The 13,211-nt window shown below is 42.2% G+C and carries 10 protein-coding genes and 1 rRNA gene; 10 read left to right on the top strand and 1 reads right to left on the bottom strand.

Annotated elements, in window-relative coordinates; translation table 11 throughout:
* Nucleotides 1–31 precede the first annotated feature (31 nt).
* Nucleotides 32–1,114 carry a plastocyanin/azurin family copper-binding protein gene (locus tag G563_RS0113580; protein WP_063828409.1) on the bottom strand — a complete coding sequence of 361 codons (1,083 nt, stop codon included), beginning with the start codon at nucleotides 1,112–1,114 and terminating at the stop codon, nucleotides 32–34.
* 228 nt (nucleotides 1,115–1,342) lie between these two features.
* On the opposite strand from G563_RS0113580, the gene G563_RS0113575 reads away from it, so the two are divergent.
* The 10 genes from G563_RS0113575 to G563_RS0113530 form a co-directional block, all read left to right on the top strand.
* A complete protein-coding gene (locus G563_RS0113575) occupies nucleotides 1,343–1,777 on the top strand; it encodes a DUF5606 family protein (RefSeq protein ID WP_028665793.1) in 435 nt (144 codons plus the stop codon).
* Between the two features lie 40 nt (nucleotides 1,778–1,817).
* Nucleotides 1,818–3,734, top strand: coding sequence for a heparinase II/III family protein (locus G563_RS0113570; protein ID WP_084650853.1), 1,917 nt, complete (start codon nucleotides 1,818–1,820; stop codon nucleotides 3,732–3,734).
* A gap of 98 nt (nucleotides 3,735–3,832) precedes the next feature.
* Nucleotides 3,833–4,840, top strand: coding sequence for a transaldolase family protein (locus G563_RS0113565; protein ID WP_028665791.1), 1,008 nt, complete (start codon nucleotides 3,833–3,835; stop codon nucleotides 4,838–4,840).
* 32 nt (nucleotides 4,841–4,872) lie between these two features.
* The gene (locus tag G563_RS0113560; protein WP_051210966.1) at nucleotides 4,873–5,511 is read left to right on the top strand and encodes a 7-carboxy-7-deazaguanine synthase QueE; all 639 of its coding nucleotides are present in this window, start codon (nucleotides 4,873–4,875) and stop codon (nucleotides 5,509–5,511) included.
* Entirely contained in the window at nucleotides 5,466–7,445 is a 1,980-nt protein-coding gene (locus tag G563_RS0113555; protein WP_028665789.1) for an OmpA family protein, read from the top strand. Before G563_RS0113560 ends, G563_RS0113555 begins: the two co-directional genes overlap by 46 nt.
* An 8-nt stretch (nucleotides 7,446–7,453) precedes the next feature.
* Nucleotides 7,454–9,385, top strand: a complete 1,932-nt coding sequence (locus G563_RS39155; RefSeq protein WP_063828408.1) for an OmpA family protein — start codon at nucleotides 7,454–7,456, stop codon at nucleotides 9,383–9,385.
* 199 nt (nucleotides 9,386–9,584) lie between these two features.
* Nucleotides 9,585–10,526: a thioredoxin-disulfide reductase gene (gene trxB / locus G563_RS0113545; RefSeq protein WP_028665788.1), complete on the top strand. Its 942-nt coding sequence runs from the start codon at nucleotides 9,585–9,587 to the stop codon at nucleotides 10,524–10,526.
* A 208-nt stretch (nucleotides 10,527–10,734) separates the two neighbouring features.
* Nucleotides 10,735–11,781, top strand: coding sequence for a peptidoglycan DD-metalloendopeptidase family protein (locus tag G563_RS0113540; protein ID WP_229598505.1), 1,047 nt, complete (start codon nucleotides 10,735–10,737; stop codon nucleotides 11,779–11,781).
* Between the two features lie 9 nt (nucleotides 11,782–11,790).
* Nucleotides 11,791–12,510 carry a bacillithiol biosynthesis deacetylase BshB1 gene (bshB1, locus tag G563_RS0113535; RefSeq protein ID WP_028665786.1) on the top strand — a complete coding sequence of 240 codons (720 nt, stop codon included), beginning with the start codon at nucleotides 11,791–11,793 and terminating at the stop codon, nucleotides 12,508–12,510.
* A 369-nt stretch (nucleotides 12,511–12,879) separates the two neighbouring features.
* Nucleotides 12,880–13,211 (top strand): 16S ribosomal RNA (locus G563_RS0113530); the annotation flags it as partial.

Below are 13,211 nucleotides of genomic sequence, written 5' to 3'. Positions count from 1 at the left end.
AAATGAATGAGTCGAGCAAAAAAATAAAAATCTAGTGATGATGAACCGAATGAGTCGCCGTTTGGCGCTTCATGGTGAGCGTAAGTTGAGTGGTACCTTTCGGAATCATCAGTACTCCATTGGTCCACTTGCCGGTAGATGATTTATAAACGATGCCGTCGTCGGTTTGTGTTACAAAATATAAAGTTTGTTGAGTGGGTTTTCCAAACGAAAATGTACGTGATAGCCCGCTATCATCTATCAAGCTTTTTAAGGTTTCTTTGACTGCTACGCCGTCGAGGGTATAGCTGAAAACGGGCAAACGTTTTTGGAGCGAATATCCTTTAAAATGCACTTCGGGGAGCTTATCAGCTTTTCCAATACGCAGTGGATAAGTGACTTTGTCTTTGAAATAAATCATTCCTTTGATAGCAGCAAGCGCGTTGCCGTTGCCTTTCCAATGGGCGGTGTTGTCCACAAATCCCCCCGTCCAAGCATAGCGTAAATAACACTTGCCAGCATCAAAGCAATAAGAATGGTTGGGATTGATAGCCACCGCAATAGCCGCAGGGCCACAGTCTGGCATGAAAGTGCGATAAATGAGAGGATACTCCAGCGGAAACGGATGCGGCGAAACTATTTCGACGGGCGCGTCGATTTGACGCGTAGGAGGAATGTTAGCATCTTTGCTAAGAGGAGGCAATGCCTTAGTAGTCACATACATAGCACCATACATGACATAGCCATGCCCCGGATAAGTACATACATAAGGGTATACTCCCTCTTGGGGAGGAGCCACAAATGAAAACGTTTCGGTTGAATTGGGAATCAATATTTTGCTGGCGGCCAACACTTCGGTAGATGCTGGGACATAGTTGGTAGCTTGGGCTTTATCTCCCATTTTGATGACTGTTTCTACTACGGAGAGGCGTTTGCCGGGCTGGGTAAAAACGAGGTTATGAGCCATATCGTCCACATTTTTGAACACAATAGTGACCTTTTGAGAAGGCTTGACTGCAAATCTGGCGAGGTCATATTGAAGCCCCGTAATGGCTTGTAGCGTAATGGTAGTGTCGGATTGAGCAAAGGTACTAGTAGCAATACAGAACATTAAAAATATAAGAACGCTTCGCATTGGATAAGGGTGGCAAGTGAATGAATACTGACAAATATAAATGGGGAATAAGCTACAAATCTACTGATTCTGGATGCTAATTGTTGGGTTTGATAGAATTAACTTTGGTAAGGGGCTATTTGTTGGCAAAGGATTAATTCCTTTAGATTTGATGTAAAACGTTTGAAAAAACTTTTATTTTTGCGCCCTGATTGCTAAAATTAACATCGCAAAAATCATTACTATCATATGGAATTGTTGAAAGAGATTGCCAATTTTTCGGGCAAAAGCGGTCTTTACCGCATTTTAAAACCTGGTCGTGGAGGTGTAATCGTCGAGAGCTTAGATGACAAACGTGACAAGTCAATGATGGGCGCTTCTGCTAGAGTGTCGGTGTTGAAAGATATTTCTATTTTTATGGCTGACGACCAAAAAGCCACTCCTTTAGCGGATGTGTTTTTGTCAATTCATGCCAAATACAAAGATAAAACATTGGATGCCAAAGCCCTTTCAGACTATCAGTTGGTAGATTTTATGTCGGAGGTTTTGCCAGGCTATGATAGCGACAAAGTGTATTTGTCTGATATGCGTAAGATTATCAACTGGTACAATATCCTTTTGAAATATTTACCAGAGGTATTTGAGGCAGCTACCGAAACCAAAGAGGTAGAGGAAGAAAAATAGTACAACAAAAACACATGCATGAGAGCCGTGGCCCCAAGTCATGGCTCTTTCTCTTTCTGAAGGAATGTGGGCTTTTTTTCAAATATTACGCAACATGGGGCCGCGTTATGCGTGGTTTCGAGTGTGGTATGAAGTACGTCGAAAAACAGGACTACTCAAAGCTGCTTTTCCTACATCACCTCCTTTTGAAAGGTGGATTTCTGTAGAAAAATGGCGTGAGCTACCTGTTTCTTTTTTTTTCGAAAGTAAAAACAGTCTTTTATCCTTCTCTAAGGCAGGCCCTTCGCCTAAACTGCAGCAGCAGATAGCCGAATATCAGTCAGGAAATATCCTGTTTTTTAGTGCCAAATACTATCAAGTTAAAGATTGGTTAGTAAACCCTTCCAATGGCTATCGCTACGACGCTACGCGGCATTGGACCCAAATTCCAGATTTTTCGTCTACGGCAGGAGACATCAAATATGTATGGGAAAAGTCCCGATTTGCGTTTTTGTATCCCCTGATTCGTTATGACTTATCTACTCAAACCGATTTTTCGGAAACTGTTTTTAGCGAGATTGATGGCTGGATTGCGGCCAATCCCGTCAATTGCGGCCCCAACTGGCGTTGCAGTCAAGAAATGTCGCTGAGGGTACTCAATTGGACCTTTGCTCTACATTATTATAAGCATAGCCCAGCTTTGACTACCGAGCGTTTTGAACGCATCATGCACATTGTTTATTGGCAAATGCGGCATGTGGAAGCCAATATTGATTTTTCGAGGATTGCTGTCAGAAACAATCACGCTATTACCGAAACCCTCACGTTGTATTTAGTGGGGGTATTGTACCCTTATTTTCCTGAATCAAAACGCTGGAAGGCAAAAGGTAAAAAATGGTTTGAAGAAGAAGTAGCGTACCAAATCTACGAAGACGGCACTTTTTTGCAGTTTTCGATGAATTATCACCGCGTGGTGGTACAATTGCTCACTTGGGGGATTCGTTTGGCGCATCTCAATCATGAGCGTTTTGATGAAGTATTGTATGAGAGAGCTAGAAAATCGCTAGCATTTTTGGAAGCATGTCAAGATGACATTACGGGTTGGCTGCCCAACTACGGCAACAACGACGGCGCGCTGTTTTTTCCGCTATCAGATGCTCATTTTCGTGATTATCGCCCTCAATTATCCGCTTTGGCGGCAGTACTTGGACAACAGCGTGAAAATACCGACGAAACTTTTTGGTATGGATTAAGCACTTCTCAATTACCCAAAAAAGATGTTTCCCAACTATCTCTTCAGCACTTTGATATTGGAGGATATTATAGTTTTAAAGAAGAAAGTGTACTGACCTTTGTTAGGTGTGGAGCGTACAAAAACCGGCCTTTTCAAGCCGACAATTTGCATTTGGATATCTGGGTCAAAGGAGAAAATATCTTGCGAGATGCAGGTTCGTATTTGTACAATACCGATGAGCAATGGATAAAGTATTTTGCTGGTACAGCTTCGCACAATACCCTCATGCTAGATACTTACGACCAAATGCAAAAAGGGCCACGATTTGTGTGGTATCATTGGGTCAAAAAAGCAGAGGGACAGTGGACAAGTACTGATAGCTCAGTTGTGATTTTTGAAGGATATATACGTGCTTTCGGGCAGTTGGGGAAAAATATCATTCATCGCCGAAGAGTTACCAAAACAAAGGGACAATTGCACTGGATTGTAGAAGATTGGTTAGAGAATGCGCCTGTTGATTTGCCCATGCATCAGATTTGGCATCCTTCTCCTAATTTTACAACCGATTTTTCAATGAAAGTATCTGACGAAAAAGAACAAGAAGTGCGTTTAAGTTTGAGTGAAGGGTGGTATTCGAGCCATTATAGTGAAAAACATAAAGTGGAGAGATGGGTGTATACTACCTATGGACGATACTTGAAGGCCGAGATTGTGGAAGTACCTAAAGTTTCAATACTTGACTAAATCAAATCTTTCATATTGAGTTCCTCTATTTTTTTGCGACCTTTGCCGAAATTTTGTGCCGTATACCACGGATAAACCTAACGCGTAACCAATTAAAAATGGAATTATACCTTGATTCAGCCGACTTAAAAGAAATCGAAAATGCTTTTCAACTCGGTTTTTTAGCGGGTCTTACTACTACCCCTACTTTCATGCACCGCGAAGGCGTTACCGACTTGGATGCCATGATTGTAAAACTTTCCAAAATCGTACCCGTACTTCAGATTGAAGCTCTTGGTGATACTGCCGAAGATATTCTCAAAGATGCAGAGCGTCAGCTAGCGCTCGGGCTTGACCCCACCAAAACGGTCTTTAAAATTCCGGTTTCGCTTGAAGGCGTACGCGCTTGTAAAATGCTCCGCGACCGTGGTATGATGGTCAACGTACACCTTGTATACACCATTCAGCAAGCCTATATGGCTCTGTGCGCGGGTGCTAGCTACATTTGTGTATTGGCGGGGCGAATGCAAGACCAAGGCTATGATGCTATCAAGCTTATTGGAGAGTGTGTAGAAATGGTGAATTTTTATGGTTCGGATTCCAAAGTAATGTTTTCGTCGGTACGCAATGCCGAACATGTGCGCAATGCCATCGATTTGGGATGCCATACTATCACCGTGCCTTGGAAAATCATGAAGACTTTGACCGAGAATAACTTTACGGCTATTGGTACTCAGCAGTTTGTGGAGCATACGCGTTTGATTACGGTATCGGTAGGAGAGGCTATCAATGGTATCAATCCTATCGTATCAGCTGATACTATTTTGGCGGATGCTATCGTCAAAATGACCGAATATGGCTTTGGGTGCGTGACTGTTGTCAATCCTGATGGAAGCGTAAAAGGCGTATTTACAGACGGAGATTTGCGTCGTAAGCTTTCAAATGAGGGCCGTGATGTGTTGAGCAAAACAGTAGGAGAGTTTGAATACAAAATGCCTGTGTCGATTGAAGCCGATGCTCTTTTGGATGCCGCTGCCGCGTTGTTTAAAAAGACAAGTGTCGATACAATCTTAGTCACAGACGGAGGCAAGCCCATCGGAATGTTGGACATTCAAGATTTAAAATAGTCGAGTCATTCATTGACGCATAGAAGCGGATTATGGATCAATACAACAATTTTGTAGAGACGCCCCTGCAAAGGGCGTCTCTACCTGTAATGGAGGCCTTCTATACTTTGCAAGGCGAAGGATTTCACAGTGGCAAGGCGGCTTATTTTATTCGCCTTGGGGGCTGCGATGTGGGCTGTGTATGGTGTGATGTCAAAGATTCGTGGGATGCGGAGGCTCATCCCAAACTAAGTATTGACAATATTGTACAAGAAGCTTTGCAGTATCCTGCTCGTATGGCGGTGGTTACGGGTGGGGAGCCACTGATGTATCCTTTAGAGGAGCTTACAGAAGCTTTGAAAGCGGCTGGTTTTCAGACCAATATCGAAACTTCGGGAGCGCACCCTATGTCGGGGAAGTGGGATTGGGTTTGTTTTTCGCCTAAAAAATTTAAAGCCCCCCACGAAAGTGTCTATGCACAAGCGCACGAATTAAAAGTAATCGTGTACAATAAGTCTGATTTTGAGTTTGCCGAAAAGCATGCTGCCTTGGTCAGTGATAATTGTATTTTGCTTTTACAACCCGAATGGAGCCGTGTACAAGAAATGACGCCCCTTATCGTTGAGTATGTAAAACAGCACCCTCAATGGCGTATTTCATTACAAACTCACAAATACATGGATATTCCTTAGCAAGAAGTGTATCGTTAGGCTGTTTTTGCAAGTATTTTTTCTCTTTTTTCTTCATTTCGCAAGTTTTTGCTCAGCACAAAACCTCCCCAAAAGCATTAAGGCTTTATCAGTCGGCCGAACGAATACTGCCTTTTGATAGCAAACAAGCCTTGGCTTTATACCAACAAGTGGTAGAAATAGATAGTAATTTTGCGGCGCCTTATATGCGCATTGGCCAAATATTATCCCATGAGTTAGATAAAGAAAAGGAGGTATTGAGGTATTTTGAAAGAGCCGTGGCTCTTGATTCTAATGAAATAGCTTTTTCAAATATTTACAAAATACTAGGAGAACATTATCTACAAGAAGGGTCTTATCAGATTGCCCAAAAGTATCTCGAAGACTATCTTAGATTGCACCCTAATGCCGCCAATGCTACTTCAAGAAGCATCAAGCGAAGTTTAAAGCAAAGCTTATTTGCCCAAAAAGAGTGGGAAAAGACCCGCGCTTCGGTTCAAAATTCGCCACTTCCTGTGTTTTTGAATGCAAAGCTTCATCAAAGCTATCCTGTGATGACGGCGGATTTAACTTCGTTGATATTTACGATAAATAACGGTGATGAGGATATTGTGATAAGTGAGCGAACCACATCGGGCTGGACTTCCCCTGTTTCTATCTCTACTAACATCAATTCTTCCCAAAATGAAGGTACCTGTGCAATTTCTGCCGATGGGCGTATGTTGATATTTACTGCCTGTGACCGTAGCGATGGTTATGGCAAATGCGATTTGTACGAAACTCGAAAAACAGGAACCCAATGGTCAACTCCTCGAAATTTAGGAAAAGTCATTAATTCACCCCATTGGGAATCGCAACCTAGTCTTTCGGCTGATGGACATACTTTGTATTTTTCATCAGACCGCCCTGGCGGCCAAGGAGGAAAGGATATTTGGGTAAGTGAAGCAGATGCGGAAGGTTTTTGGCAAATTCCCCAAAACCTAGGTTCTCTAATCAATACTGAATTTGATGAGATTTCCCCTTTTATCCATACCAACAACGTGTCGCTGTTTTTTTCTTCTGATGGGCCCGAAGGTATGGGTGGTTTTGATGTATTTGTTTCAAAAAAAATAAAGGCAAACTGGTCACAACCCGCTCATTTTGGTTACCCTCTCAATGATCATGCTCATCAAATAGGCTTTTATATTTCACCAGATTGCCAAGAAATGCTATATTCTTATCAATATCATGCTACACAACGCATTTACCAAAATTTGCCGCAAACGGTGATTTGTCGTACACCCTTGCCCGATTCCTTGGTAGCATGGTGCCCTGTAGTGATGTTTATAAAAGGAATGGTAAGAGATGGTCAGACATCCGAACCCTTGGGAGCTCGTGTTACAATTCAGAGCATACATGACTCATCAAATCAAGTATCAAATTATACTTCTGATGACTCCACGGGAAAATTTTTGTTTGTTTACCCCAAAAATGTGAAAGTAAACGTTTCTATTGAGAAAGAAGGATATTATCCCCTCCATTGGGAGTTGGAGCTGGATTCATTGTTGAAAAGTGCTTCGCCATCATTAGATGTAGTTTTGTGGAAATGGGAGCAAAATCGGAGTATAAGGATAAAAAATATTCTTTTTTTAAATAATAAAACCGATTTGGATTCTACGTCGTCAGGGGAGCTCAAACAATTGGCTGATTACTTATTGAAATATCCATATTTAAAAATACAGATTGAAGGTCACACCGATGACGTAGGCCAACAAGATAAAAACATGGATTTGTCGTTGAGAAGAGCGCTTACCGTTGTTGATTATCTACAACAAGCGGGAGTAATGCCAACTCGACTACAGGCCAAAGGTTTTGGAAGTACCAAACCTTTAGTTGAAAATATATCAGACGAAAACCGCCGCCAAAATCGTAGGGTAGAATGGCGTATTATTGATTGAAACCACGCATGAAAATAATCTTAGCTTTTGGTTTGTTTATAGTGATAAGTGGGGTACGCCCCTATTTCTGTCAGGCACAGGCTTCGGCTTATGTAAGTTCTTCTTCCAACAAAAAAGCCCTCGAGGCTTTTGAGAAAAGTACTAAGTTTTTTAACGAAAAAGACTTTGGGCGAGCAAGTCAGTGGGTAGATGAAGCCCTCAAATACGACTCTACGCTAGCCGAAGCCCATTTTCGGAAAGGACAGCTTTATGACGTATTTACCCAGCCCGAATTGGCACTTCAATCTTATCGTAAAAGCGTGAATCTTCGGCCCGACGCGCCGCAGTTTGCGTCAGCGTATCAGAAGCTTATCGAATTTCACCTTCGGGCAGGGGAATATGCACAAGCCAAAAAAGATTTAGAACACTATATCGTTTTTTTTAAACCCAACAGTATGGCACTAAAGCGTGCCCAACGACAATTGGCTACTTGTACTTATGCCGAAAAAGAAATTTTGAATGCCTGGGTGATTCATCCTGAAGAGCTATCTGATACAGTCAATCAGTTTATTTTACAATATTTTCCGGCTCTTACTGCCGACGGTGAGACGATGGTTTTTACGGCGCTCAAGCCCGAAAACGACGAAGATTTGTTTGTGACCTCTTACAAAGAAGGTAAATGGGGCATACCTGCATCTATTTCCGAAAAAATCAACACTGCCGACAATGAGGGCACCGCTACGCTCTCAGCTGACGGTAGAACACTGGTTTTTACGGCTTGCAATCGCAACGACGGCTACGGGAGCTGTGATTTGTACATCAGTCACAAATACGGAGAAGATTGGGAAAAGCCAACTAATTTGGGAATGGCTGTCAACTCTCATTATTGGGAGTCGCAGCCTACACTTTCGCCCGATGGTCGAATCCTCTATTTTATTTCGGATAGGCCAGGAGGAGCGGGTGGGCGAGATGTTTGGTTTAGTATGTTAAAAGCAAATAACCAATGGACACCCGCCCAAAATCTCGGAAAAGATATCAACACAGTGGCAGATGAAGCGTCTCCTTTTTTACATGCCAATGGGCATACCTTATTTTTTGCTTCTGAAGGGCATGAAGGTTTTGGTGGATATGATTTATTCTTCTCCGATAGTACGGCTACGGGTTGGAAAACCCCTCGAAATCTAGGTTATCCTATCAATACTTCCGACAATCAGGTTGCGCTCGTCATTACTTCTGATGGCGGGTACGGGTATTATTCTTTAGATACCAAGCGATTGGGAAATCAGCGTGTTTCGAGATTGTATCGTTTCCAATTACCAGAAGAACTCAAGAAACAGTTTAGTGTGGTGAATTTCTTGAAAGGTGCCGTAGCCGATTCCAAAACCAAAAAGCCAATCAAAGCCCTCATCGAATTGGTAGATTTGAAAACCAACAAAATCGTGCAGCGGTTTATGTCAGATGCAAGTACGGGACATTACCTTACGACCTTACCCAATGGATCTGAATGGGGAGTATATGTAAGTGCTCCGGGTTATTTTTACAAGAGTTTGTCTTTTGATTATAGTCAGAAAAGCAAAGCGGAAGGCTACCGATTAGATATTTCATTAGAGCCTTTCAACCTAAACGCTTATGGAATATTAAGCAATATTTATTTTGAAACGGGCAAAGCGGATTTGCAAGACAAATCGCTTACTGAGCTTAACAAGCTGATAGAGCAATTGAAACAACAACCTACACTAAGGATAGAAATAGCCGGTCATACCGACGACGTGGGCGATGCCAAGCAAAATCAGATACTATCACAAAAGCGTGCTCAGAGTGTTGTGGATTATTTGATAAATGGGGGAATAGGTCGAGAGCGTATCAAAGCAGTAGGATTTGGTGAAGAAAAACCCATGGTGCCTAATACCTCAGATGAAAATCGACAGCTTAATAGACGTATAGAATGGCGTATTTGGTAAACTTTGCACAGGGAGAGGAAGAGGGCTTTGATATCAAAAAAAAAATTGCTTAATTTTGCAACCTGTTTGCAAAAACTTGCAGTAAAGTAATGAACGATTTTTAAGATTGGATTGTAAGATTTATTGAATAGCTATTTTAAACATTTCCAATCGGGCCGTTAAGGCCAAACGTTCGTACCTTATAAATATCAATTTCGTAATGTCTTCTGAAAAAGTATCTTGCTTGATTATTGGCTCGGGGCCTGCGGGTTATACCGCTGCCATTTATGCCTCACGTGCCGGATTAAATCCCGTTTTATATACAGGTGGTCAGCCGGGAGGTCAGCTTACCATTACCACAGATGTTGAAAATTACCCAGGATATCCAGAGGGAGTGCAGGGTCCTCAGATGATGATGGATTTCGAAGCTCAAGCACGCCGTTTTGGAGCAGATATCCGTTATGGATTAGCAACAAAAGTAGATTTTTCGGACTCAACTCTTCATAAAGTTTGGATTGACGGAGATCATCTCATCGAATCCCCAACGGTTATTATCGCCACAGGAGCTGCCGCAAAGTGGCTAGGTTTGGAATCGGAGCAGCGCCTCAATGGTCATGGTGTATCAGCTTGTGCTGTTTGTGATGGTTTCTTCTTTAGAAACCAAGAGGTTGCCATTGTAGGAGGTGGCGATACTGCTTGTGAAGAGGCAAGTTACTTAGCAAAGCTGTGTAAAAAAGTATACATGATTGTAAGGCGCGATGAACTTAGAGCTTCGGTGATCATGCAAGAGCGCGTCAAATCTCTACCCAATATCGAAATCCTGTGGAATACCGAAACAGAAGAAGTATTAGGGACTAATGAAGTAGTAGGAGTGAAAGTTAAAAATGTACAGACAGGCGAGTCTACGCAACTAGACGTGACTGGTTTTTTTGTGGCGATTGGTCATAAACCAAACACCGACATTTTTAAAGAATATATTGATATGGATGCGGCTGGGTATATCCAAACCGTAAAAGGAAGTACAAAAACAAATATTACTGGGGTATTTGCTTGTGGCGATGCTCAAGACAATATTTACCGTCAAGCAATCACGGCAGCAGGTACAGGCTGTATGGCTGCCCTCGACGCTGAGCGTTATTTAGCCGAAAAAGGATTACATTGATTTGAAATTTTGGGAATGAATCGTAACCTTTTTCGCAAAAAAAAGTATGATTCATTCTCAAATATATTCGGATTGGCACATCACGGGACTAACCGCCCGTTTTAACTTAAGTTTTATTCCCGGCGATTGAGTGGGCATGGATACGTTCCCCCCGGTCAATGGTCGGCTAAATCAACCACTGATGAAAGCCAAATTTTTTTATCTCCTCATGTTGTCCTCAATTTTTAGTTGGACTTCTACTCAAGCACAAGAAAAAGGATTGTTCAAAAAAAATCCTAAAATCAAAACCAACAAGACAGAAGAAGTAAGTACGCCGGTTATTAAACCTCAAAAAGATGAGTTTGAAGAGTTTGAAACCACTACCCCTCAGATGCGCTTCTCAAGCCAATTTGAACCTGTCAAAGACGTTAATCCTACCGTAGCAGACGACACTACTGGCACCATTGATGAAGGAGAAACGAGTGTTGCCGAAATCATTGATTCTGTACAAGTAGGAGATGATTGGGTACAGGTAGCAGATTATTATGCTATTTGGGATTCTCGTACTATCAATCCTTATAATTTGAGTCCGCTAGAATTTGAAGACAATATCACCTTGCACTTGTATGACCCTAGCAAAGGGCATTTCTGGAATCTCCCCACCAGTGAAACCAAAATAACTTCAAAATTTGGACCTCGATGGGGACGTTGGCACGAAGGAATGGACATCGATCTCAACACAGGAGACCCTGTTTATAGCACTTACGACGGAATCGTCCGCATCGTAGCCTACAACGGAGGCGGGTACGGAAGATTTGTTTTAGTGCGTCATTATAATGGCCTCGAAACTTTATATGGTCACCTTTCTAAAACGACAGTTGAGGTAGGGCAATTGGTAAAAGCCGGAGACATGCTCGGTCTAGGAGGGAATACGGGACGAAGCTACGGAGATCACTTACACTATGAAAATCGTTATGAAGGAAATGCTTTTAGTCCCGAATGGATTTGGGATTTTCCAAAGCAAACAATTCGCGCCGATCGGTTTGTACTTTCATCGCGTGTTTGGGATCATTTAAGAGGTGGCAAACCCTACGAAAGTGAATTTGATATCGAATCTGCCCCTGTAAAACGTACTGTATTGCACCGGGTAAGAAGAGGTGAAACACTTGATTCTATCGCTAATCGTTACGGAATATCTACTTCAGAATTGGCTCAAAAAAATCGCCTACGCTTGAGTTCCCGCCTAAAAATAGGGCAGCGGCTTCGTGTAAAATAAACAAAAAATATGAAACTTGATATATTGGCTATTGCGGCGCATCCCGACGACGTAGAACTAGGGTGTGCAGGAACGCTATTGTCGGCTATTGCCCAAGGACGCAAAGTAGGCATCCTAGATCTTACCAAAGGGGAACTTGGAACGCGGGGTACGCCAGAGTTGAGGCTTCAAGAGGCTGCCGCCGCCGCAGAAGTATTGGGCGTAAGTATTAGAGAAAATGCAGGACTGGCAGATGGGTTTTTTAGGAATGATACAGAAAACCAACTGGCAATCGTACCTTATATAAGGAAATACCAGCCAGATATTGTATTGGCGAATGCCATAGACGACCGTCACCCCGATCATGGAAAAGGAGCTGCACTTATATATGATGCTTGTTTTATCTCGGGACTACGCCGTGTAGAGACCAAAAATGAAGAAGGGTTACTTCAAGCACCTTGGCGTCCAAAATATATATATCATTTTGTACAAGATAGATATATTAAGCCAGATTTTGTGGTAGACATTACATCTTATTGGGATAAGAAAGAAGCGGCTATTAGGGCTTTCAAGAGCCAATTTTATGATCCTAATAGTACAGAACCCAATAGTTATATTTCTTCCCCCGACTTTTTAAACTTCATCAAAGCACGCGCTGAAGAATATGGTCATGCAGCGGGATTCAAATATGGAGAAGGATTTACCGTAAGAAAAATCATTGGAATTAAAGATTTGTGGGCTTTAGAGTAATGCTTTTTAGTATATAATTGTACTATGTCTAGGAATACTTTAGGGATTTGAGGAACTTTTATAAAAGTGTTATTTTTTTTTGGTAATAACTTGTGCAGTATAAAGTGAACTACTACCTTTGCACTCCCAAACAATGAGAGAGGGGCACTGCAAAGAAAAAACTTCGGAAATAATTTTTTGAAAAATAAAAAAGTCAAAAAAAGTTTGGAAGTTAAAAATAAAAGTAAGACCTTTGCAACCCCAAACATAAGGCGAGTCACAAAAGATGTGAAATAAAAGCCAAGTTTGGTTAGCTCTTTGAAATAATGAGTAAGTTAAGGTTCAATAGCGAGTCTTTGTGAATCAGTCAATTTTGATTTTTTAATATTTACGATGGAGAGTTTGATCCTGGCTCAGGATGAACGCTAGCGGCAGGCCTAATACATGCAAGGCGAAGGGGCAGCAATGTCACTGTCGTACGGGTGCGTAACACGTATGCAACCTACCTATCACAGGGGGATAGCCTCTGGAAACAGGGATTAATACCGCATAAAGCAGGGACACCGCATGGTGATATTGCTAAAGATTTATCGGTGATAGATGGGCATGCGTCTGATTAGTTAGTTGGTGAGGTAACGGCTCACCAAGACGATGATCAGTAGGGGGCGTCAGAGCGTGGTCCCCCACACTGGCACTGAGATACGGGCCAGACTCCTACGGGA

It is taken from the genome of Runella zeae DSM 19591 (genome assembly GCF_000423565.1).
GTDB classification, from domain to species: Bacteria; Bacteroidota; Bacteroidia; order Cytophagales; family Spirosomataceae; genus Runella; species Runella zeae.
The sequence above is the reverse complement of the archived record's forward strand: the minus strand, read 5'-3'. Positions and strand labels throughout refer to the sequence as shown.